Annotated in this window: 12 protein-coding genes and 5 rRNA genes; 11 read left to right on the top strand and 6 right to left on the bottom strand. The window is 48.6% G+C overall.

All coding sequences use genetic code 11. The annotated features are described in order from the left end of the window. Positions 1-105 precede the first annotated feature (105 nt). Together EL633_RS09365 and EL633_RS09360 are read right to left on the bottom strand one after the other, a co-directional pair. The gene (locus tag EL633_RS09365) at positions 106-1,722 is read right to left on the bottom strand and encodes a serine protease (protein WP_161982056.1); all 1,617 of its coding nucleotides are present in this window, start codon (positions 1,720-1,722) and stop codon (positions 106-108) included. A gap of 130 nt (positions 1,723-1,852) precedes the next feature. Next, entirely contained in the window at positions 1,853-2,422 is a 570-nt protein-coding gene (locus EL633_RS09360; RefSeq protein ID WP_126626923.1) for a GNAT family N-acetyltransferase, read from the bottom strand. A 235-nt stretch (positions 2,423-2,657) separates the two neighbouring features. On the opposite strand from EL633_RS09360, the gene EL633_RS09355 reads away from it, so the two are divergent. The 3 genes from EL633_RS09355 to EL633_RS09345 all read left to right on the top strand — a co-directional run bounded on the left by EL633_RS09355 (position 2,658) and on the right by EL633_RS09345 (position 6,973). Next, positions 2,658-3,596 (top strand): LolA-like protein, encoded by a 939-nt coding sequence (locus EL633_RS09355; RefSeq protein ID WP_126626922.1) that lies wholly within the window; start codon positions 2,658-2,660, stop codon positions 3,594-3,596. A 373-nt stretch (positions 3,597-3,969) separates the two neighbouring features. Next, positions 3,970-4,752, top strand: a complete 783-nt coding sequence (locus tag EL633_RS09350) for a DUF6585 family protein (RefSeq protein WP_126626921.1) — start codon at positions 3,970-3,972, stop codon at positions 4,750-4,752. Positions 4,753-5,486: 734 nt separating this feature from the next. Beyond that, positions 5,487-6,973 (top strand): 16S ribosomal RNA (locus EL633_RS09345). Here the strand turns inward: EL633_RS09345 and EL633_RS09340 are convergent. Next, on the bottom strand, positions 6,974-7,153 hold the full coding sequence (locus EL633_RS09340; protein WP_126626920.1) for a hypothetical protein: 180 nt from the start codon (positions 7,151-7,153) through the stop codon (positions 6,974-6,976). 130 nt (positions 7,154-7,283) lie between these two features. Here EL633_RS09340 and EL633_RS09335 point away from each other — a divergent pair. Further along, positions 7,284-10,244, top strand: a 23S ribosomal RNA gene (locus EL633_RS09335). Positions 10,245-10,515: 271 nt separating this feature from the next. Next, a complete protein-coding gene (locus EL633_RS09330) occupies positions 10,516-11,457 on the top strand; it encodes a methyltransferase domain-containing protein (protein WP_126626919.1) in 942 nt (313 codons plus the stop codon). Positions 11,458-11,573: 116 nt separating this feature from the next. Here EL633_RS09330 and EL633_RS09325 read toward each other — a convergent pair whose 3' ends face one another. Beyond that, positions 11,574-12,983, bottom strand: a complete 1,410-nt coding sequence (locus tag EL633_RS09325) for an ATP-binding protein (protein WP_161982055.1) — start codon at positions 12,981-12,983, stop codon at positions 11,574-11,576. Positions 12,984-13,546: 563 nt separating this feature from the next. Here EL633_RS09325 and EL633_RS09320 point away from each other — a divergent pair. Beyond that, positions 13,547-15,169, top strand: coding sequence for a hypothetical protein (locus EL633_RS09320; protein ID WP_126626917.1), 1,623 nt, complete (start codon positions 13,547-13,549; stop codon positions 15,167-15,169). A 186-nt stretch (positions 15,170-15,355) separates the two neighbouring features. Here the strand turns inward: EL633_RS09320 and EL633_RS09315 are convergent, their stop codons facing one another. Next, positions 15,356-16,297 carry a CHAP domain-containing protein gene (locus EL633_RS09315; protein ID WP_126626916.1) on the bottom strand — a complete coding sequence of 314 codons (942 nt, stop codon included), beginning with the start codon at positions 16,295-16,297 and terminating at the stop codon, positions 15,356-15,358. A gap of 305 nt (positions 16,298-16,602) precedes the next feature. Between EL633_RS09315 and EL633_RS09310 the strand changes: the two genes are divergently transcribed. Both EL633_RS09310 and EL633_RS09305 read left to right on the top strand, forming a co-directional pair. Then, positions 16,603-17,613, top strand: a complete 1,011-nt coding sequence (locus EL633_RS09310; RefSeq protein ID WP_126626915.1) for a hypothetical protein — start codon at positions 16,603-16,605, stop codon at positions 17,611-17,613. 179 nt (positions 17,614-17,792) lie between these two features. Then, a complete protein-coding gene (locus EL633_RS09305) occupies positions 17,793-18,227 on the top strand; it encodes an OsmC family protein (RefSeq protein WP_126626914.1) in 435 nt (144 codons plus the stop codon). A 108-nt stretch (positions 18,228-18,335) separates the two neighbouring features. Here EL633_RS09305 and rrf read toward each other — a convergent pair. Beyond that, positions 18,336-18,452, bottom strand: a 5S ribosomal RNA gene (gene rrf / locus EL633_RS09300). 719 nt (positions 18,453-19,171) lie between these two features. On the opposite strand from rrf, the gene EL633_RS09295 reads away from it, so the two are divergent. The 3 genes from EL633_RS09295 (at position 19,172) to EL633_RS09285 (ending at position 23,929) form a co-directional block, all read left to right on the top strand. Continuing rightward, positions 19,172-20,658 (top strand): 16S ribosomal RNA (locus EL633_RS09295). A 32-nt stretch (positions 20,659-20,690) separates the two neighbouring features. Next, the gene (locus tag EL633_RS09290) at positions 20,691-20,957 is read left to right on the top strand and encodes a hypothetical protein (RefSeq protein ID WP_126626913.1); all 267 of its coding nucleotides are present in this window, start codon (positions 20,691-20,693) and stop codon (positions 20,955-20,957) included. A gap of 11 nt (positions 20,958-20,968) precedes the next feature. Continuing rightward, positions 20,969-23,929, top strand: a 23S ribosomal RNA gene (locus EL633_RS09285). Positions 23,930-24,463: the final 534 nt, after the last annotated feature.

Genomic DNA, 24,463 nt, shown 5'->3' with positions numbered 1-24,463 from the left:
TAGCCAGCCAGGATTGTCGCAGAAACTTCCGTTTATAAAGTAAAGAGAGAGCCGGGTCGATACAAGTACTGTGCATCGACCCGGCTCTCTCTTTACTTCTCGTGTTCAGGCTCCATCTGGAGATGATGGAGCCGGCTCACCACAAATACTACAGAAACGTGCGCTTTGACGATTCATATGGCCACATGGCCAAACCTTTAGGGATAGCGTATTTTGTCCTACTTGTGATGGTTTTGGTATTGGTAGATTGGCCGGTTGCGGAGTTGACGTTACACCCTTAGTTAGATCTGGTTGGGCTTTATCAGGCGCGGATGCTGCAGCGGCCATTGGTTGCTGAGCAGCGGGTTGTTGTTGTTTTGTTTTACGGCGTGCGCGCAACGCGGATCCAAAGACAGCTCCGACCAGCAGGAGCAATACTACGATTGAAGCAATGGTCAAGGCAATTGCCTGCCAGCTTGTAGCTGACCGGGGGGCCGGCTGAGACGACGGCTTATTCTGCTGCGGGGCAGGAGTCGTTACGCTATTTCCAGTTTGTTTGCTGGCATAATCTTGAAATTGCTGGCTTGCCTTAAAGAGAGGATAGCTCTTCTGGAGATTCGCGAAATTCTGTTGAGCCTGGCTCCAATGTCCACTATCAGTTCCTGCATACGCATTGAATGCCTGGTTCCAAAGTGTCTGTTGTTTGCCAGCTTTTGTATCCAGGTTTAATGATTTCACCATCGCCTGAGCGCTACTACTGGCCTGCAAGAAACTGGTACCATTTGGACCAGCGGCATTATCGCCGACTCCAAAACTGACAACTCCAACAATATTTCCTTGATCATCCAGTGCTGGTCCACCACTATCCCCATGTTCTACATTACCGCCGACCTGAATAAGAGGAGCGCCGGAATCACTGGTTTTGAGTGAGCTTACATAAATTTGATTCAGCGATGAAGTCAGCAAACTATCGGGAGATTTACCAACATCCGCATTGCCAGGAAAGCCCACGATCGTCAATTTATCCTGTGGATGAACGTTTGTTGAGTCTCCAATGGGCACACTCAGCGTATCCTTCATTGGCACATGGATAATCGCCGTATCCTGTTGATCAACAGGACTTTCTTTCTTGATCTGATCTACATTAGCTCCAACGCCAGCAGGTAAGTTTTTAAAATCGCTAGCATTTGTCAGGCCCGTGTAAGAAGTACTTAAAAAGACGGAGCTACTGGCTTTCTGAAATGTTGCTGTTGACTTTAACTGACCACTTGTAAGTTGCTGAGTTACCTGATCGGGTGTTATCGTCGCGTTTTTCTGATCATGCTGATGCATATAATCGGCAATATCCTGAGCCGCTTTCCCATATAGTGCGCCATTCAATTGTTGATCTTTGGGAGGATTAACAACATGGTCGGCCGTCAAAATATCACCGTTGGATGTAATGAAGGCTCCCGTACCCGAAAGCGTTATTTCGTAGGTATCAGCATCTTGTTGTGGAAAGGTCACATCGGTTGACGGCGGAAAGTGCACCGACAATTTTCCAGGGACTACTGTGATGATACGTACCACCGCCGGCTGTGCCAGATCCACCGCTTTGACCGTTGGATCTTTCACATTTCCTCCCGGCATGCTATCGGCCAGAGCTGGTTGACTGGTCGTGATAAAGGCGCAGAAGATCCCTGTTATTATCAGTAGATAAAACCATATACGATTATTCATGAATGTGTTATTTTTCTGATTCATATCTTTGTCTTCCATCCCTATTTGTAGAGATAGAAAACGTGCTGCTGGCACACTATCTCTCTACAGCAAAAATACGTTTTGAGTGTAACAGGGTTGCATCGTCCTATATAGGAGCGTTTGCTCACCTGATTTAAGCATTTCGTTGCTGGTTCATCCACTCGCTTTTTAGTAATCCATAGAGGCGTAAATCAACATAGTGATCATAGAGCCATTCGGCCTGGCGGATCGTGCCCTCTTCTACAAATCCCATGCGTTGCGGTATCGCGCAACTGCGTATATTTCCAGTAGCACAACGAATTTCGACTTTATTTAGCTTCAAATTCTCAAAAGCATATCTTACCATTGCCTGGCAGGCGACCGTCATCAAACCCTTACCTTGAAATTGTGCACCCAACCAGTAACCAATTTCAACCTTGCGATTTTGCCAGTCAATTGGATGATAACTAATCGTACCTGCGATCGAGCCATGATAAATAATTAAACAAGTGATACTCTGATTTTCCTGATATTGTGCAGCCACACTGCGAATATATGCCAACTCATCTTCCACTGTTCGTGTATAGTCGATCCAGGGAAGCCATTGACGTAAATATAGACGATTGCTATCAATCAATTGAAACATAGGTCTGGCATCGCGTTCAGTAATTGATTTTAATTCTGTTGTTTCATTAATTTTTATGTAAAAAGGTTTCCTTGCCATTTGAAAAGTCCTTTAGCATAAGTTTAGGTGCTTTAAAGAGAAAAAGTGGGTGTTCTCCATTATGTTACCACGATGCGGACCAATCAGGGGTGATTTCTATTAGTTTTTGCTTAGTTTTTATGCTGGTTACCTATTTTAGAAACTTTAGGGTAGTCCACATGCGTATCTAATAAGTAGCAATAACATGCACGCAATTTTAAATACAATCTATTATTATGCAAAAGGGAGCGCGATCGTGAAAGCAAGAAAAAATTTTTCTTTCATGTTTCTATTCATGACTGTTCTCGTTTTACTGGTGAGTGCCTGTGGTAATCAGTCAACGCCAGGGACCGGATCACAGCCAAAGCCAAAGCCAAGTGACCTGACTGTACAGCAGGTGCTGCAAAAAAGTGCGGACGCAATGAAAAATCTTAAGTCCTCACATATCGAATTGAAATCAAACTCAAGCACACAGGCCGCCCAGGTTAGTACCAAACCTTCGGATAAAGCCACTCCTGTCGCTACCAATGTTAATATATCTATGACTGGATCAGGTGATCAGCAGGGCACAGATCAGCAGCAACTCAACCTGACAATTAATTCTGCCCAGCAGAATACCAAATTGGGTGAAATTGTTAAGGGTGATAAAGTCTACATTCAGAACGCGCAGGGCAAATGGTATGTTCTGAACAAAAGCCAGTTGACAGGCTCAACTACCAATCTGTTTTCAGGTGCCACATTTGACCAGAATAGCCTGTTGGGTCTGATTCAGAGTGTCAAATTGGTTGATCATGGTGCTGACAATCTGAATGGTGAGAGCCTGCGTCACCTGACTGCCTCCCTGGATAAAGATGCTTTAAAGCAGATCCTAAAACAGAATCCTAATTTTAAAGGTTCTCTGGGTCAGCAAAACATTGACACCGCACTGAGTAGCGCCAAAACATTCCTCACCGTTGTTGATGTATGGATCGACGAAAGTAAGTTCTATGTACATCGCACCCAGGTGAAAACTGATATCGTGTTGGATACAAGCGCCACTGCAACAAAAGGTACTACTCCTGGAGTGGTAAACTCTGCGAGCACATCAGTAATAGACTTGAGCAAATTTGATCAGCCCGTAACGATCAATGTTCCCGCCAATGCTACCCCAACAGATAATCCTGCCACAGCTTTTGGTCTGCCTCAACAGCCCTAATAAAAGCTATGTGCAAGTTTTAATTAAAAAAAATCGAGAGGCAGTGCAAACCGCCTCTCGATTTTTTTTAATTAAAAACAAGTAAGCCTCAGGACAAAAATACATATTGTCTTCCATAAATAACAAAGAAATTAGCAATACTCACTAATAAGTACCATCACCTCTTTATTTCAAGTTATACACTTGTTTTCCTCCAATGGCCTTGTTATAATATCTGAGATTTTGGTCGACCTCAACAGAACATATAATGCAAAAAAACTAACAAGATAAAATTTACCAATTACTTCCTTATTAATAAGAATACATACTCAGAATATATCAGATCCCTTTTTCATAATAAATAATTTTATTGGTCACACAGAAAGGAATCATTATGGCTCAAGTATCTTATGCCCCCCCACAAGGATCCCTACCTGCTAACGTAATGCAGCAAGCCGCACAATATCAATTAGGTACTTTCCACAAAGAATATAGCCCATCCATCTCTAATCCATTCGTCATCGCAGGTATCCTGGTTGGATCGATCATTTTGGATATTGCGGTCCTGATAGGTCTGCTAATGGCGACAGGTTATATTTCTTTTTATCTCTTAATCGTACCTGTACTTGTCCTGATATGGGCGATAAGAGCGTTCCAACATGCGGGCTGGCACATCTACGTCTTTTCTGACGGCTACATTCATGTACGTGGTAGCCAGATTGATGTATTTCGCTGGGATCTAATCCAGGCTGTCTATGTACATCTTGCGCATAGTCGTTCTGGCGTCAAAGTGACACTTCAGGTGCGTCGTGGCGACGGCGTACTATTGAAATATGGTAGCGCTATTCGTGGAGTCAATGAACTATGTACCACCATTCAGGAATCTGTTACACGTGCCCAACTTCCCAGAGTCATCGATGCTTTTAATAGTGGAGCTCAAATTCCCTTTGGGCGGCTCAACATTAGTCAACAGGGAATCAACGATGGTCGGCAAGTCATTCCCTGGGAACAGATCAATGGGATTGAGGTTCAGCAGGATCGGGTGGCTATTCGTCAAAATGGACGCATACAGAAGCTCAAATCGATTAAGGCTGCAGAGCTACCCAACTTTAATCTTTTGATGTCCCTGGTGAACTATGTAGTAAATAGACGCTACCCACAAAACTATCGGCAGTAGCGCTCTACACTTATATGGAGCGGTGGGATATCATCCCAATCCCACCGCTCCATATAAGTGTAAGCAAACGTCCTAGTCCGATTGAACACCTGATTCCCCATTATTTTATTGCTCCCTCCGCCAATTTTTCCTCATTCTTATTTTTGGTTCTAAAAGGGGTTGACAGGATTGTCTTCCTATGACATAATCATCGAGCTGCAGAAAACAAGACAACCACCGAGCTCTCTGAGTATTGGTGCTCCTGTCCTTTCGCGTCAGTTGTGCCACGTTAATGTGGCTCCTCCGAGATCTTCGATCTCCTTGTGTTTTTCTCAACAAATGTTGCGTGAACGGGCTTTTTTGCCTCGAAACAAGGATGCTCGCCTGGCTTATCATCAGGAAAAACGAGATTTCGCAGGCAAGCAAAATTTCCTCGGAAAAACGCTTGACAAATCACAACAGATCTGCGATACTACAGCTACACGAGACAGAGACACGAAAACAGATGATCTGCTCGTAAACACAGACGAACTCCGGTTCGTCGGCACCTTGACAACTGAAGAGTGGAAAGCAGAACAGCAACTGGAACACATGAATAGGTTTCACGTTCCTGTCAATTCGATCCCGAGCGTTCGCGTTCGGTGATCACACAATAATCTGCGAACAAATTACAGCCAATGTTGGAAGACTTGGCCTTGATCGCAACTTCACATGCAATTGAGTGTTACTCGTTGAGTAACTCTTTTATAAAACATTGGATGGCGAGTTTGATCCTGGCTCAGGATAAACGCTGGCGGCGTGCCTAACACATGCAAGTCGAACGCTCTGCGCAAGCAGAGAGTGGCGGACGGGTGAGTAACACGTGGGCAATCTACCATCAGGTGAGGAATACCGGCGAGAAATCGCCGACAATACCGCATACGCTCTTTCGCGAGGAAGAGCAAAGCTCGTAAGGGCGCCTGAGGATGAGCCTGCGCTCGATTAGTTAGTTGGTGAGGTAATGGCTTACCAAGACGACGATCGATAGCTGGTCTGAGAGGACGATCAGCCACACTGGGATTGAGAACGGCCCAGACTCCTACGGGGGGCAGCAGTGAGGAATTTTCGTCAATGGGGGCAACCCTGAACGAGCAACGCCGCGTGCAGGATGAAGGTTTTCGGATCGTAAACTGCTTTTCTCTGGGACGAGAACGGACGGTACCAGAGGAATCAGCCCCGGCTAACTACGTGCCAGCAGCCGCGGTAATACGTAGGGGGCAAGCGTTGTCCGGATTTATTGGGCGTAAAGCGCACGCAGGCGGTCAGATCAGTCTGGGGTGACAGTCGTCGGCTCAACCGACGAAGTACTTCGGATACTGTCTGACTTGAGGGCTTCAGAGGGACACGGAATTCCGGGTGGAGTGGTGAAATGCGTAGATATCCGGAGGAACACCGATGGCGAAGGCAGTGTCCTGGGAAGTACCTGACGCTCAGGTGCGAAAGCTAGGGGAGCGAACAGGATTAGATACCCTGGTAGTCCTAGCCGTAAACGATGACCACTAGACGTTGGGGGTATCGACCCCTTCAGTGTCGCAGTTAACACACTAAGTGGTCCGCCTGGGGAGTACGGTCGCAAGATTAAAACTCAAAGGAATTGACGGGGACCCGCACAAGCAGCGGAGCGTGTGGTTTAATTCGATGCAACGCGAAGAACCTTACCAAGGCTTGACATGGATTTGCACCAGCCGTAATTGGCTGTCCCTTCGGGGCGGATCCACAGGTGCTGCATGGCTGTCGTCAGCTCGTGTCGTGAGATGTTGGGTTAAGTCCCGCAACGAGCGCAACCCCTGTCGTTAGTTGAATTTCTCTAGCGAAACTGCCATTTTAAAATGGAGGAAGGCGGGGATGACGTCAAGTCAGCACGGCCCTTACGCTTTGGGCGACACACACGCTACAATGGTCAGGACAAAGAGTTGCGAACTCGCGAGAGGGAGCCAATCTCGTCAAACCTGGCCTCAGTTCAGATTGGAGGCTGCAACCCGCCTCCATGAAGTTGGAGTTGCTAGTAACCGTAGGTCAGCACACTACGGTGAATACGTTCCCGGGTCTTGTACACACCGCCCGTCACACCACGAAAGTTGGCAACACTTGAAGCCGCTGGGCTAACTCGCAAGAGGGGCAAGCGTCGAGGGTGGGGTCAGTGATTGGGGTGAAGTCGTAACAAGGTAGCCGTACCGGAAGGTGCGGCTGGATCACCTCCTTTCTAGGGAGCTTTGACATCGGTCATGCGTGAGTATGGCCAGTAAGATGTCACACTTCCAGGTCGAACAGGACGACGAAAGTATTCATCCAGCAGTTGGGCTGGTTTCCACTCTTCAGATGTTGGGGTCAACAGACGCGCACTACGGTGTGCGGCCTGCCAGCATCGCACCTTGACAACCAAATACCGTATATCTTCAATTTTGCTGAGCCATGATAGGTCAGCCAGAGTTGAAGCAGAGGATCGCTGTTCTTTCTCGCAAGAGAGAGGATGGCAAACAAGCATTCACAGATCAAACATGATGAAGAGAAGAGAACAAGCTACACAGAGTACGAGGTGGATGCCTTGGCGCTAAAGACCGAAGAAGGACGCGGAGACCGGCGAAACGTTTGGGGGGAGCTGCATACAAGCCATGAACCCCAAGATTCCGAATGAGGCAACTCCTCCAGAGTGATGTCTGGAGACCGCCTGCTGAACACATAGGCAGTGACGGGGGGCAGCGGGTGAACTGAAACATCTCAGTAACTCGACGAAAAGAAATCAACCGAGATTCCCGTAGTAGTGGCGAGCGAACCGGGAGGAGCCCAAACCAATCATCTTTCGAGATGGTCGGGGTTGTAGGACCGATAACAAACAATTTTTGCTTACTTGAACACGTTGGAAAGCGTGACCAGAGCGGGTGACAGTCCCGTAGAGGACGAGTGAGAAACGTGGATCGGTATCCTGAGTACCACGAGGCACGTGAAACCTTGTGGGAAGCTGGGGGGACCACCCTCCAAGGCTACACATCTTTAGCGACCGATAGCGAACAAGTACCGTGAGGGAAAGGTGAAAAGCACCCCGAGAGGGGGATGAAACAGACCCTGAAACCACGTACTCACCAGCAGTCAGAGGCCACTGTTCCGTTGCGGAACCAAGGGCTGATGGCGTGCCTTTTGTAGAATGATCCGGCGAGTGCATCGTCGTAGCGTGGTTAACCAGCGCTAAAGCTGGGGAGCCCCAGGGCAACCGAGTCTGAATAAGGCGGATGTTGCGGCGATGCGACCCGAAACCGTGTGAGCTATCCATGAGCAGAGTGAAGCGGATGTGACAGTCCGTCGAGGCTCGAACCCACCAGTGTTGCAAAACTGGGGGATGACTTGTGGATAGGGGAGAAATTCCAATCGAACACGGAGATAGCTGGTTCTCCCCGAAATGTATTGAGGTACAGCTGTATGAAACACTATCCTGGAGGTAGAGCACTGAATGAGCTAGGGGCCACGTGCTGGTTACCAAACTCAACCAAACTCCGAATGCCAGGACAGCATGCATGCAAGTGAGACGGCGGGGGCTAAGCTTCGTCGTCAAAAGGGAAACAGCCCAGACCATCGGCTAAGGTCTCAAAATCCTTTCTCAGTGTCAAAGGGGGTCACAACGCCCAAACAGCCAGGATGTTGGCTTAGAAGCAGCCACCATTTAAAGAGTGCGTAATAGCTCACTGGTCGAGTGTCGTGGCACCGACAACGTATCGAGGCTTAAGAGAGGTACCGAAGCCATGGAATCCTGTTTTGCAGGATTGGTAGGGGAGCGTTCTGGAGCAGAGAAGCCAGACCGTGAGGACTGGTGGAGCGATCAGAAGTGAGAATGCCGGAATGAGTAGCGTCATGTCTGTGATAACCAGACACACCGAATGCCTGAGGGTTCCTGGGCACCGTCAATCGTCCCAGGGTGAGTCGGGTCCTAAGCCGAGGACGTCATAGTCGTAGGCGATGGCAAGCAGGTTGGACATTCCTGCACCGGAGAAATTTGTGATGAGCAATGGGGGGACGCGGTAAGGAAGGTGAGCCCATCGATTGGACAGGATGGGTCTGTACGGCGAAGTGCGAAACCGAGGAAAATCCCGGTTTCCTGTGCATGACACGTGCAGCGAGCGGACGCAAGTCTGCGGAAGTCATTGGCCCCTACGCCGCCGAGAAAAGCCTCTCGCCAGAATCTTCTCCGCCCGTACCGCAAACCGACACTGGTAGGCAGGGGGAAATCTCCCCAGGTGATCGAGCGACCCTCTGTTAAGGAACTCGGCAAATTGACCCCGTACCTTCGGAAGAAGGGGTGCCCTAGTAGCGAGCCTGCTTGCAGGAGCGTGAGGGGGTTGCAAGAAATTGGCTCAACCGACTGTTTACCAAAAACACAGGTCTCTGCGAACGCGAAAGCGGAAGTATAGGGGCTGACTCCTGCCCAGTGCCGGAAGGTTACGAGGAGCGGTGTACGTAGCTGCGAATCTAAGCCCCGGTGAACGGCGGCCGTAACTATAACGGTCCTAAGGTAGCGAAATTCCTTGTCGGGTAAGTTCCGACCCGCACGAAAGGAGTAACGAGTTGAGCGCTGTCTCGACAGAGGACTCGGCGAAATTGAAGTACCCGTGAAGATACGGGTTACCCACGACAGGACAAAAAGACCCCGTGGAGCTTTACTACACCTTGACCTGGAAACGAGTTGAAGCGTGCGTAGCATAGGTGGGAGTCGGAGAACCTTTCCCTTTGGGGGAGGGGGAGACAGCAGTGAAATACCACTCTCGTTGCGGTTTGTTTCTCATACGTCACCGTGAGCCGGGACGTAGACAAGATCAGGCGGGTAGTTTGACTGGGGCGGTCGCCTCCCAAAGAGTAACGGAGGCGCCCAAAGGTTCCCTCAGGGTGGATGGACATCACCCGTAAGAGTGCAAAGGCAGAAGGGAGCTTGACTGCAAGACGGACAGGTCGAGCAGGGACGAAAGTCGGGCTTAGTGATCCCACATTCCCGAGTGGAAGGAGTGTGGCTCAACGGATAAAAGCTACCCCGGGGATAACAGGCTTATCTTGCCCAAGAGTTCACATCGACGGCAAGGTTTGGCACCTCGATGTCGGCTCGTCGCATCCTGGGGCTGGAGTAGGTCCCAAGGGTTGGGCTGTTCGCCCATGAAAGCGGCACGCGAGCTGGGTTCAGAACGTCGCGAGACAGTTCGGTCTCTATCCGTCGTGGGCGTAGGAAAATTGAGGGGCGTCATCTCCAGTACGAGAGGACCGAGATGGCTCGACCGCTGGTGCGCCAGTTGGCCCGCCCGGGCCAGAGCTGGATAGCTATGTCGAGAAGGGATAAGCGCTGAAAGCATCTAAGCGCGAAGCCGCACCCAAGACGAGTTTTCCCACTTTCTTCGGAAAGTCAAGATCCCAGGAAGACGACCTGGTAGATAGACGACACGTGGACACCTGGTAACAGGCGCAGCGAAGTCGCCCTAATGATCGTACGGCTTGTTTCACATAGTATCTTCATCGTGGACCTCGCGTGAGTGCTTCTCAGCTTCAAAGCTGGCTGACCAGTGACTCGGCAAAATTGAGGATATACCGTATTGTGGTTGATCAAGCGTAAAAAAGACCTCACTCGTATTGAGTGAGGTCTTTTTTGTTTTGTTTATAGTACTCCTGAATATCACTGAGTTTGTATGTTTTTCTATAACGAAGCTTGACGCATCTGTGTTTATGAATATAAAATAAATAAAAGCAGATGGAAACTATTGAGGTATAAAATTCATGGATCGCTCAGCTAGGATGCCCAACAATTTACCCGACTCAGCAAGTTTTGTAGGAATCGACGATGCCAGTGATATGGAAGGAAATGATCCAATGAGAAATGGGGAACCCGATTTTCGTTGGGATGATGGGCGCAGGCATGTGACCAATGTGCCATATATGTTGCCTAAAGATCTTGAGGAAGGGCAGCGGCTAGACTTCCAACATTATATGTTGCGTTACGTATTTAAAGGAAATTATCTTGCACCTATTAAGAACCCAAATAACATTTTAGATGTGGCTTGTGGTACAGGCCGCTGGATGTTTGAGGTGGCCAGGATTTTTCCGCAGGCGAACTTTTATGGTCTTGATCTGGTATTGCCTAACCAGGGAAATTCAACATTGCGCTTTCCTCTGAATTGTATTTTTAAAGCCGGCGATGTTGCCGATGGCTTGCCTTTTGTCGATAAATCTTTTGATTATGTGCATCAACGCTTGTTAGTCTCAGGCATTAAAGCTCAAATCTGGCCGGGGTTGCTCTACGAAATAATCCGTGTTACCCGTCCGGGCGGATGGGTTGAAATTGTTGATACTAATTTAACCTGTCAGCGTCTGGGGCCGGAAACAACAAGATTGGCGCAGTGGGTACAAGAATTATCAATTAGTAGAGGAATGGATCCATCCCTCCAACAGAATCTTGATCGTCACTTAAAGAGAGCTGGTCTAGTCAATGTGACTGCGCACCGTGTGTCTATTCCTGTTGGCCTCTGGGGTGGACGTATCGGTAGTATGTTACTGCAAGATATCCTTGCGCTTACCAGAGCTACACGTTCTATTGTGACGAAATATGCTGGCATCACCCTCAGTGATTATGATTATATTACGACGAAATCTATGCAGGAATACGAAGAATACCGTAGCTATTCTGATTTTTACGTTGTATACGGGCAAAAGCCAGAATAAAGTTGCTTAAGGAGACGTGATTATTATCATCATCACGCTGGCAGTACTATTTATCGTTGGCCCGCCAGCATGATTGTATGGCTTCTAGGGCACGCAAATTGTCATTGAATCTTCTACTAGGAAGCGCTGATATATGTTGACTGTTCAGACTTTGTCTCAGCCTCAATATCATCGATAAATTGTCGTGCACTGCGTCCAGAGCGACTGCTGTTTTGGCGTTCCCAGGCCAATGCCCGTGCAGATAATATCTCTTCAGGAATCATTAGTCCACGCTGCTGAGCAAGTTGGTTTACAATATGCAAATATTGTTTCTGGTCAGGTGCTAAGTAGCTGACGCGCAGACCAAAGCGATGGACCAGTGATTGTTTTTCATCCATGGTATCGCGCCAATGGACATCTTCATTTGGCTTACCACGCTCTTGAAAATTTTCTCTCACTAGATTCATCCGATTTGAGGTTGCACAGACCAGGATATTCGCTGGCCGTGCTTCAGCTGTACCTTCTAATAGTACTTTCAATCTTTTGTAGGAAGTTTCATGTTCCTCAAAGGAGAGGTCATCAATAAAGAGCAGATAATGAGGCGCACGACCACGCAGGGTTGCCACAACCTGTGGCAGATCATTAATATGTTCCTTCTCAACTTCCACCAGGCAGAGACCATGTTGGGCATAGGTATTGGCAATGGCTTTAACGGTCGAAGATTTACCCGTTCCAGGAGGGCCATACAGCAGCATATCGTGGGCTGGCAAGCCTTCAAGGAAGCGTTCCACATTGGCAGTGATACGAGGTTGCTGCCGCTCATGGCCAATTAATCTTGTTAGCTCAACCTTATCAGGATGATCAATGCCATAGAGTTGCTGTATTTCACTTTGCCATCGTAACACATGATAACGGGCCAGGGGACCAGTTCCATAGCGAGACCAGTAACGTTCGAGCGGAATTGCTAAATCCTGCCAATCAGTGCATGCTGCTATTGTTTGTATCAACTCCAGACGCGCAGGATGCTGACTCTCTTCATGCTGTAACTGTAAGCCTGTCCAGGGAGCCCAGGCCTGGCTCAGGATCGGCATTGTCGGCGTGACGATCGAGCAGGTCTCTTCCCAGATCAATTGCGCATCTAGCGCAAATAAATGCTGCAATGTCCGCAACTCACGTTGAGCCTGGTTCCGCAGAGCAGGTGAGATATGACCTCCTCCTCTTTGTTCTACCTGTGTGCTCCATATATTCTGAGTATCAATCAAACGGTCAATCAGATAAGCCTGCCAGGCATCAACGATCGGAGATGCAGGAGCATCAGAAATCGCCTCAGCCAATTGATAGAAAGCCGCGCTATACGCCTCTGCAGTCTTAACTGGATCTGGTTGTGGATGTACCAATGTCCTGAGTAAACCTAGCACCGCTTGTCCTGCATCCTGTGTGAGCAAGTCACGCAGTAGAGCCAGACCATACACACTATGCAGTGCAGCAGTAATTTTTTCCGCATCCTGATTTTGCTGATGTTCTTTATTTTGAATTGATATCGTCATGAAATAGTGCTCGTCCTTTACCATATGCTTCAAGTGCTAGCGACAATGGGCATATTTCCATCTGACTCGCTAGCAAGAAAAGAGTAGCAGTAAAAATATTGCAGAAGGAGGAAAAGAAAAACCTGCCTCAATGACTCACAACTGCCACTGCATCCATCAGGGAACCAACCTATACCGGTACTGTCTTTTTTAAAGAGATGCATTGCTTATCTGGGCAGTATAGCACATGGATCGTAACCCTTCTTTTCAGCAGCCTTGAGCTCATATTTGTACGTAACAGGCTCAATGAGCGTCCATGAATAGAGGTATTTTTAATATAGCACGAGAATCTGGTCAAAAAGGAAAGGTTTTCAATCAAGATATATTGTAATATATTTATGTGTATATTACGGCATGATCCTATGCCTGGAACATATTACGTAAACATGCGTATTTGATAGTAGGACTACAATTTTGGATGTGAGGAAGGTAGGGAGATATTTATGTACATATATACAATTTTTGGGTCTACATAATGAAGGTTGTAACTATACAAAGAAAATATTTGTATCAGGGGGGACGTAATGGATTTAAAGTCAAAGAACGCAGCGGATAATCCGGCTGAAGAAAATGAACAACCGACACAGCGTTTAACGGTACCTGATAGGCAACTCAGACCAATTGATGAGGAACAAGTAGTCGAAGGTGATCAGCTCAGCAATGCCATTCCCGATTCAGAGACAACTGAGATCATGAATGTTGCTCACTTGCGTAAGGTTGTTAAGGATATTCCTGCATATACTGACGTTGAAGCAGACCAACAGTTTATTGTGCCGCTTCCTGTGGCTGCTCGTAAGATGCACTTTATAAACTATAAGTACAAGGAACCAAAATCCCCACAGCAAAAATCTTCCACATTTGTCGCACAGCGACAGTGGGCTATTCCAGCTGGTCGCCGTAGACATAATCGATCCAAAAAGGTGGCCTTACCCCTGGCCTCAGCTATCATTTTACTTTTAGGTGGTGGCATAGGATTTTATTATATAGGCATAAGTATGACTCATGCTAATGGGAACAAGCCAGCGATTGTTGCGCAAGTTTCGACTCCTACTATTGCTTCTGTGCAAACATTGCCCGTCAAAAATGGAGCAATTACATCAGCTCCATGGTCACAAGACGATTCTATTGAAACTGCCTATATTGATGCCACCGGCCATATCCAACAACTCAAGTCAATAGACGGACTGAACTGGCATCAATTGGATATTACCCAAACTACCGGCGCTGCTGTGGCTAATGGCAATGTGCTGGCCAGTTATAGCTGGGACAAAGGTTCCAGCCAGCAAATTGCCTATATTGATGTGCTCGGCCATATTCACTTATTGTGGATTGGAGAGGATGGACATTGGCAGGTGGTGGATATAACGCAGCGGGCAAATGCTCCGCTTGCTAATGGTAAGAGTCTGGTGGGCTATCAGTGGCTGGTAGACGATTCGCAACACGTTGTCTATATCGATCAGCAGAAGCACATTCAGGAGATTGTGAGTACCGATGGAGTGGAGTGGCAAGCAATAGATCTTACGAAGTTAACGAATACTGCAACACCAGCCAGCGATGCCATCTCAGCATTCACCTGGTCTAAAGATCAAAGTCGCCATGTGGCCTATGTTGCTGCCAATAAACATGTGATGGAATTGAACTATGTGTCAGGTGGATCCTGGCAAGGACACGATCTGACCCGACTGTATGGAGCACCACTTTCTAATGGAAACACGATTGTTGGTTCCGAATGGCGCACAACGGGTACATTATTGATTGATTATATCGATGAGAATAAGCATATCCAGGAATTGTTGAGTACTACATCCAATGTATGGAATTTACGAGACCTGACCACATTGGCTAGCCGGCCATTAGCCAGCGGCAACTCTTTGGCTGCCTATGATTGGCCACAAGGGAATCTGCGTATTGTTGTCTATGTTGATGAGAATAAGCATATTCAGGAACTGTCCTTGCCGCCTTATGATCGCTGGCAAGGCACGGACATCACCCAATCGGCCGGGGCCTCCCTGGCCAGTGATACTGGCGTGATTGGTTATGATTGGTTCGCAAGAGGAAGTAAAACCGTGGTATTCGTGGATAGCAATAATCAAGTACAGTCTATTATTGGATTGGTAGGTGGAAAATGGAAAATGGTGAACTGGTAATAACCTGTGTATACCGATTGTGCTAATGTTTGCTCTCTCTATGCGAATATTAGCGCTTAGTATATTGAGATAAAAATATTTCAGGCTCATTTTGTCTCAATATACTAAGAACATTTGTTGTGCAGTTCATCTGTCTCTATCATTCGGCATGTTGATTGGTACTGTATTGGATTGTGCTCTCAATGATTAAGAATGCCAGACAAAGCTTACACCAGGAGTGATATGATAGGTCATATAGGTGAGGATACCAGGACCGACAACATTCCAGGCACTGGTATAGAGCGTTCCATCTGGATTGATGCGCTCAACGATCGCGACGTGCCCAAATTGCAAACCTGCTCCCTGTGTACCTGGTTGCAAGACAATAATTGATGGCACTTTAGGAGTAGGAGAGACCACCCAGCCCGGACTCTGAGAAGCGCCATAAGCCCATCCCTTGGCATCGTACATCCAGGGTATCGCATACCCCGTTAACTGGTGGTAGCGAAAATCAGCCCAATAAGTACATTGTCCCATGAGGTAGTTGTTCACAAAACTTGCATCTGGCACAAAATCTTTAGAAGCTGCTGGCGGTTGTATATCCACTGAAATTGGCTGTCCAAAACCATCCTGCATAACTGCGGTCGCAGTAGCAGCCTGCGCGGAGATAAGGGCCGTCTCATTTTTTTTGGTGACCTTCATACCCACACCTGGCTGAAATATGCTTAAGCCTGTACTTTTTCCATTGCTATCAACGCTTTGCATAAAAGCTAAGAGTGTACCCGTGATCATTGCGATGATCAGTACTCCAATAGAGACATGAACAAGGGGACCTTTCTTCTGGCGTGGGCGAAGCGCAGGCATGTTTTTTGTGCCATTGCCTGGGATCACAATAGGTAGTCTATTTGTGGTATGACCATCCTTCGGTGATGGGGTTGAAAGAAGTGCAAGTTGTATTTCCCCTGTCTGGATGTCAGACGCGCCCGGACTAGCGATTTTCGCTGCTGATGGTGGCACTGCCTGTATGGGAGAAGTATCCGGGGATGTTGGATGCTGTATAGCAGGCTGCTGGCTAAATATGTCTCCTACTCTGGCCTCATTTTCCTGCGCATTAAAACGGACAAACTTATGACGCTTCTGCAATGACATATGTTACTAACCTTTACTGCTCGCTCCAACCTTCAAAACAAAGTTTATTTATCTGAATCTTTACTTGATACTCTATCGTACCTAAATGCATCTATATGGTCAAATAAACTGGCCTACCATAGGAAATTACGCCTATTTTGTGTAGTACTACTATAAGCTCAGTAAATCTGCTCTTCTGGCTGTTTTTTCAGGAGGAGTGAAACATAATAGATATGTAAACCTATCCTTTTTTGATCTTGTGAGAAACATATGTTGGGATGCATAATTTAGGGAGAAATGCACTACTACTTTTGAGGAATGTAGGTATGAAATATCGAGCCCATCGTATTGAGCAAGATCCATTAAACTACTTTTTGCAGCATGATAATGGAGGCCCTTTTTTACAGGTTGCTGATGTCATGTTGCGCAAAAATAAGGATCCCAAAGAAGTATTTGCCCATTTAATTCGCATGGCTACAGATAGTGAATGGAGCCATTCTGCGATCCTCTATCTTATTAGTGATCCACATCAAGGTTTTAATAATACTTTTCTTGTTGAGGCCAAAACTAAAGGTATCCAGCTTGCCAGCTGGCGCAATGAGGTAATTCCCTTTGACCAGTTTACCGTAGGCATCAAGCGCCCATGTCTGGATTGGTATATGGAGAATCCTTACGAACAATCTCGCCATAGTCCTCATGATCCAGAAGATACCCACGGTATTGGTTATTTACGTCATGTGCGCGGTGTCGCGATTGATCAAATTAATGGCTTATATGATCATAAAACTGTTTATGAACTGGCCGCGCTCTACGCTGAACGGGTCGCCAAGCGCCATTTGAGCGCGGTTCCAGCCATCGCTACAGCCGCAGCCAGCATCGCCAACATTTTCAAATCCTGGGATGAAAAGGATGTATCTGCTGAGCAGGTGCTCCGTTTTATTTGTAGTGGCCTGGTTCAATATAGTTTCTTTGAAGCGCTCCGGCGGCGCATTATGAATGATCTTGCTATACCAGAACATCGAGAAGCTGGCTTAAGCAATTTGAGTAACTTGCATCGGGTAATTTACCGCGAAGATCTTGAAGGAATTATTTCTAGATATATTGAGCAGTTACAGAAACAGGTTATTGATATTCATGATCCTGTGCCCGATGATGTATTGGATCTATTAAAGACAGCCACGCCAGCCGATTTTAATAACAGCCCATATCTTGAATGGCGTTACGTTGTGTTAAAAGGTTCTGTATGGCGTATTGAACGTGCCACTGTTGATCATACACCCACTGATAAAGATGAAGCAGAAGTATTAAAGATGGTCACGTCTGAACATCATCCCTGATCCAGGCAAACACCAGACAAAATTTCTCGCTTGCTTGTTCCTCAATCTATTATGGTTGTATAGTGTAGAGGTACATGAGTGTACGTAAACGATGCGCACACCTATAAAAGAAGCTTTGCTATAAATAAAAAGTAGTAAAGCGACACTTTTTATTGTGACTTTAAGAAGGAGAAATTCTTATGGCAATTCGTAAAGCAGATGCTGAATGGAGCGGTGATCTTAAACAAGGTCAGGGAAAAGTGAGTCTGGGAAGTGGTTCTTTTGAAGGCCAATATTCTTTCCGCTCACGTATGGGTGATGGTTCGGGCGGAACCAATCCAGAGGAGCTTATCGCGGCTGCGCATGCTGGCTGCTATTCAATGGCTTTATCCGCTAGCCTGTCTGGTGCAGGACATGTTCCAACGCGTGTCCATACAACAGCGAATGTGCATTTTAATCCAGTCGAAGGTGGCTTTGCCATTAATCCTATCGAGCTGGTAACTGAAGCCGTTGTGCCAGGTATCGATGATGCCACATTCCAACGTTTCGCACAAGAAGCCAAAAAGAATTGTCCTGTTTCCAAAGCTCTGGCTGCTACAGATATCCAACTAAAAGCTACTTTACTTAATCAATAATACAGCGAGGTTTTACCTGCAGGAGGGCGTGGTCATATCTATGATCGCGCCCTCGTTGTGCATATTGGAGAGTAGAGCGTATAAAAAAACCACCCATATAGGCGGGTGAGACGGCGACTTCCTATTTTCCCACGCAGTTGCCCACGTAGTATCATCGGGGAGGAAGAGCTTAACTACCGTGTTCGGGATGGGAACGGGTGTACCCTCTTCGCTAAAGTCACCAGCTCACCTGCATATGCAAGTGGTTTCTTTACTTGCGGTATAGTACTACAATGCAATGGCTCTGTCAATACCCTGGCCGTATTTCTTTGAATTTCGCTGGATGCGTTAAAACTGCTTGGAAATTGCTTAAAAAAGGGGTTGACAGGATTGTCTTCCTATGACATAATCATCGAGCTGCAGAAAACAAGACAATCACTGAGCTCTCTGAGTATTGGTGCTCCTGTCCTTTCGCATCCGTTGTGCCACGCTAAGGTGGCTCCCCCGAGATCACCGATCTCCTGTGTATTTCCCAACCAATGTGGTGAGAAAGAAGGAGGCTTTGGCCTTTTTTGCAGGTGATGATGTGGATACTCGCTCTTAGAAGCGAGAGACACGAGATCTTGGGCGTCGGCGAAAATTCCTCGGAAAAACGCTTGACAAAGCGCAACAGATCTGCGATACTACAGCTACACGAGACAGAGACACGAAAACAGATGATCTGCTCGTAAACACAGACGAACTCCGGTTCGTCGGCACCTTGACAACTGAAGAGTGGAAAGCAGAACAGCAACTGGAACACATGAATAGGTTTCACGTTCCTGTCAATTCGATCCCGGACGTTCGCGTTCGGTGATCACACAATAATCTGCGAACAAATTACAGCCAATGTTGGAAGACTTGGCCTTGATCGCAATTCTCATGCAATTTCTTCACCCTCGTTGAGGATGAATGAATCATAAAATTGGATGGCGAGTTTGATCCTGGCTCAGGATAAACGCTGGCGGCGTGCCTAACACATGCAAGTCGAACGCTCTGCGCAAGCAGGGAGTGGCGGACGGGTGAGTAACACGTGGGCAATCTACCATCAGGTGAGGAATACCGGCGAGAAATCGCCGACAATACCGCATAGGCTCTTTCGCGAGGAAGAGCAAAGCTCGTAAGGGCGCCTGAGGATGAGCCTGCGCTCGATTAGTTAGTTGGTGAGGTAATGGCTTACCAAGACGACGATCGATAGCTGGTCTGAGAGGACGATCAGCCACACTGGGATTGAGAACGGCCCAGACTCCTACGGGGGGCAGCAGTGAGGAATTTTCGTCAATGGGGGCAACCCTGAACGAGCAACGCCGCGTGCAGGATGAAGGTTTTCGGATCGTAAACTGCTTTTCTCTGGGACGAGAACGGACGGTACCAGAGGAATCAGCCCCGGCTAACTACGTGCCAGCAGCCGCGGTAATACGTAGGGGGCAAGCGTTGTCCGGATTTATTGGGCGTAAAGCGCACGCAGGCGGTCAGATCAGTCTGGGGTGACAGTCGTCGGCTCAACCGACGAAGTACTTCGGATACTGTCTGACTTGAGGGCTTCAGAGGGACACGGAATTCCGGGTGGAGTGGTGAAATGCGTAGATATCCGGAGGAACACCGATGGCGAAGGCAGTGTCCTGGGAAGTACCTGACGCTCAGGTGCGAAAGCTAGGGGAGCGAACAGGATTAGATACCCTGGTAGTCCTAGCCGTAAACGATGACCACTAGACGTTGGGGGTATCGACCCCCTCAGTGTCGCAGTTAACACACTAAGTGGTCCGCCTGGGGAGTACGGTCGCAAGATTAAAACTCAAAGGAATTGACGGGGACCCGCACAAGCAGCGGAGCGTGTGGTTTAATTCGATGCAACGCGAAGAACCTTACCAAGGCTTGACATGGATTTGCACCAGCCGTAACGGGCTGTCCCTTCGGGGCGGATCCACAGGTGCTGCATGGCTGTCGTCAGCTCGTGTCGTGAGATGTTGGGTTAAGTCCCGCAACGAGCGCAACCCCTGTCGTTAGTTGAATTTCTCTAGCGAAACTGCCATTTTAAAATGGAGGAAGGCGGGGATGACGTCAAGTCAGCACGGCCCTTACGCTTTGGGCGACACACACGCTACAATGGTCAGGACAAAGAGTCGCGAACTCGCGAGAGGGAGCCAATCTCGTCAAACCTGGCCTCAGTTCAGATTGGAGGCTGCAACCCGCCTCCATGAAGTTGGAGTTGCTAGTAACCGTAGGTCAGCACACTACGGTGAATACGTTCCCGGGTCTTGTACACACCGCCCGTCACACCACGAAAGTTGGCAACACTTGAAGCCGCTGGGCTAACTCGCAAGAGGGGCAAGCGTCGAGGGTGGGGTCAGTGATTGGGGTGAAGTCGTAACAAGGTAGCCGTACCGGAAGGTGCGGCTGGATCACCTCCTTTCTAGGGAGCTTTGGCATCGGTCATGAGTGATTGTGACCACCATGATGCCACACTTCCAGGTCGAACAGGACGACGAAAGTATTCATCCAGCAGTTGGGCTGGTTTCCACTCTCCAGATGTTGGGGTTTCGCCCCGATGAGCACGTCTTATCGGAGTGCCAGCATCGCACCTTGACAACCAAATACGGTATATCTTCAATTTTGCTGAGCCATGTAGGTCAGCCAGAGTTGAAGCAGAGGATCGCTATTCTTTCTCGCAAGAGAGAGGATGGCAAACAAGCATTCACAGATCAAACATGATGAAGAGAAGAGAACAAGCTACACAGAGTACGAGGTGGATGCCTTGGCGCTAAAGACCGAAGAAGGACGCGGAGACCGGCGAAACGTTTGGGGGGAGCTGCATACAAGCTATGAACCCCAAGATTCCGAATGAGGCAACTCCTCCAGAGTGATGTCTGGAGACCGCCTGCTGAACACATAGGCAGTGACGGGGGGCAGCGGGTGAACTGAAACATCTCAGTAACTCGACGAAAAGAAATCAACCGAGATTCCCGTAGTAGTGGCGAGCGAACCGGGAGGAGCCCAAACCAATCATCTTTCGAGATGGTCGGGGTTGTAGGACTGGCAACACAGGAGAGCATTTTACTTGAACACGTTGGAAAGCGCGACCAGAGCGGGTGAGAGTCCCGTAAAGGACGGAAAGCTCAAATCGGCCAGGATCCTGAGTACCACGAGGCACGTGAAACCTTGTGGGAAGCTGGGGGGACCACCCTCCAAGGCTACACATCTTTAGCGACCGATAGCGAACAAGTACCGTGAGGGAAAGGTGAAAAGCACCCCGAGAGGGGGATGAAACAGACCCTGAAACCACGTACTCACTAGCAGTCAGAGGCCACTGTTCCGTTGCGGAACCAAGGGCTGATGGCGTGCCTTTTGTAGAATGATCCGGCGAGTGCATCGTCGTAGCCTGGTTAACCAGCGCTAAAGCTGGGGAGCCCCAGGGCAACCGAGTCTGAACAAGGCGGATGTTGCGGCGATGCGACCCGAAACCGTGTGAGCTATCCATGAGCAGAGTGAAGCGGATGTGACAGTCCGTCGAGGCTCGAACCCACCAGTGTTGCAAAACTGGGGGATGACTTGTGGATAGGGGAGAAATTCCAATCGAACACGGAGATAGCTGGTTCTCCCCGAAATGTATTGAGGTACAGCTGTATGAAACACTATCCTGGAGGTAGAGCACTGAATGAGCTAGGGGCCACGTGCTGGTTACCAAACTCAACCAAACTCCGAATGCCAGGACAGCATGCATGCAAGTGAGACGGCGGGGGCTAAGCTTCGTCGTCAAAAGGGAAACAGCCCAGACCATCGGCTAAGGTCTCAAAATCCTTTCTCAGTGTCAAAGGGGGTCACAACGCCCAAACAGCCAGGATGTTGGCTTAGAAGCAGCCACCATTTAAAGAGTGCGTAATAGCTCACTGGTCGAGTGTCGTGGCACCGACAACGTATCGAGGCTTAAGAGAGGTACCGAAGCCATGGAATCCTGTTTTGCAGGATTGGTAGGGGAGCGTTCTGGAGCAGAGAAGCCAGACCGTGAGGACTGGTGGAGCGATCAGAAGTGAGAATGCCGGAATGAGTAGCGTCATGTCTGTGATAACCAGACACACCGAATGCCTGAGGGTTCCTGGGCACCGTCAATCGTCCCAGGGTGAGTCGGGTCCTAAGCCGAGGACGTCATAGTCGTAGGCGATGGCAAGCAGGTTGGACATTCCTGCACCGGAGAAATTTGTGATGAGCAATGGGGGGACGCGGTAAGGAAGGTGAGCCCATCGATTGGACAGGATGGGTCTGTACGGCGAAGTGCGAAACCGAGGAAAATCCCGGTTTCCTGTGCATGACACGTGCAGCGAGCGGACGCAAGTCTGCGGAAGTCATTGGCCCCTACGCCGCCGAGAAAAGCCTCTCGCCAGAATCTTCTCCGCCCGTACCGCAAACCGACACTGGTAGGCAGGGGGAAATCTCCCCAGGTGATCGAGCGACCCTCTGTTAAGGAACTCGGCAAATTGACCCCGTACCTTCGGAAGAAGGGGTGCCCTAGTAGCGAGCCTGCTTGCAGGAGCGTGAGGGGGTTGCAAGAAATTGGCTCAACCGACTGTTTACCAAAAACACAGGTCTCTGCGAACGCGAAAGCGGAAGTATAGGGGCTGACTCCTGCCCAGTGCCGGAAGGTTACGAGGAGCGGTGCACGTAGCTGCGAATCTAAGCCCCGGTGAACGGCGGCCGTAACTATAACGGTCCTAAGGTAGCGAAATTCCTTGTCGGGTAAGTTCCGACCCGCACGAAAGGAGTAACGAGTTGAGCGCTGTCTCGACAGAGGACTCGGCGAAATTGAAGTACCCGTGAAGATACGGGTTACCCACGACAGGACAAAAAGACCCCGTGGAGCTTTACTACACCTTGACCTGGAAACGAGTTGAAGCGTGCGTAGCATAGGTGGGAGTCGGAGAACCCTTCCCTTTGGGGGAGGGGGAGACAGCAGTGAAATACCACTCTCGTTGCGGTTTGTTTCTCATACGTCACCGTGAGCCGGGACGTAGACAAGATCAGGCGGGTAGTTTGACTGGGGCGGTCGCCTCCCAAAGAGTAACGGAGGCGCCCAAAGGTTCCCTCAGGGTGGATGGACATCACCCGTAAGAGTGCAAAGGCAGAAGGGAGCTTGACTGCAAGACGGACAGGTCGAGCAGGGACGAAAGTCGGGCTTAGTGATCCCACATTCCCGAGTGGAAGGAGTGTGGCTCAACGGATAAAAGCTACCCCGGGGATAACAGGCTTATCTTGCCCAAGAGTTCACATCGACGGCAAGGTTTGGCACCTCGATGTCGGCTCGTCGCATCCTGGGGCTGGAGTAGGTCCCAAGGGTTGGGCTGTTCGCCCATGAAAGCGGCACGCGAGCTGGGTTCAGAACGTCGCGAGACAGTTCGGTCTCTATCCGTCGTGGGCGTAGGAAAATTGAGGGGCGTCATCTCCAGTACGAGAGGACCGAGATGGCTCGACCGCTGGTGCGCCAGTTGGCCCGCCCGGGCCAGAGCTGGATAGCTATGTCGAGAAGGGATAAGCGCTGAAAGCATCTAAGCGCGAAGCCGCACCCAAGACGAGTTTTCCCATCACATTCGTGTGATCAAGATCCCAGGAAGACGACCTGGTAAATAGACGACACGTGGACACCTGGTAACAGGCGCAGCGAAGTCGCCCTAATGATCGTACGGCTTGTTTCAGTGAGTATCTTCATCGTGGACCTCGCGTGAGTGCTTCTCAGCTTCAAAGCTGGCTGACCAGTGACTCGGCAAAATTGAGGATATACCGTATTGTGGTTGATCAAGCGTAAAAAAGACCTCACTCAATACGAGTGAGGTCTTTTTTGTTTGTCTCTCGCTTTTCTTAACTCGACTTTGTACATTTTTCGTTCTTTGAGCTGAGAAAGGTCCTGGATTGTCTCATTCTGCGAGTTCATGTCTCGACTTTTGTACAAAGTCGAGCTTAAATAGTGTTTGATTTCTATGAAATTCAGAGTACACTTAGCATTGTTTTCGCGCCTTTGGCGCTCCAACGGTTTTAAATGTGGTGTCAAAAAGTGTTCGGAGAACACTTTTTGACACCACATTTAAAAGAATGGTGGGCCCTTCAGGGCCTGCGTGCGGCTGGTTGTACCCGCGCTACTGAAGGTGGGAATCAAGCACTTATTTAAAAAGTGATACTATCCGGACGTAGACGTAGTTCGCTCTCATTATTCCACCAACACCTTGTGGATA

The sequence above is a fragment of the Dictyobacter alpinus genome (assembly GCF_003967575.1).
Taxonomy (GTDB): domain Bacteria; phylum Chloroflexota; class Ktedonobacteria; order Ktedonobacterales; family Ktedonobacteraceae; genus Dictyobacter; species Dictyobacter alpinus.
This window is presented reverse-complemented; position numbering and strand designations above follow the sequence as displayed.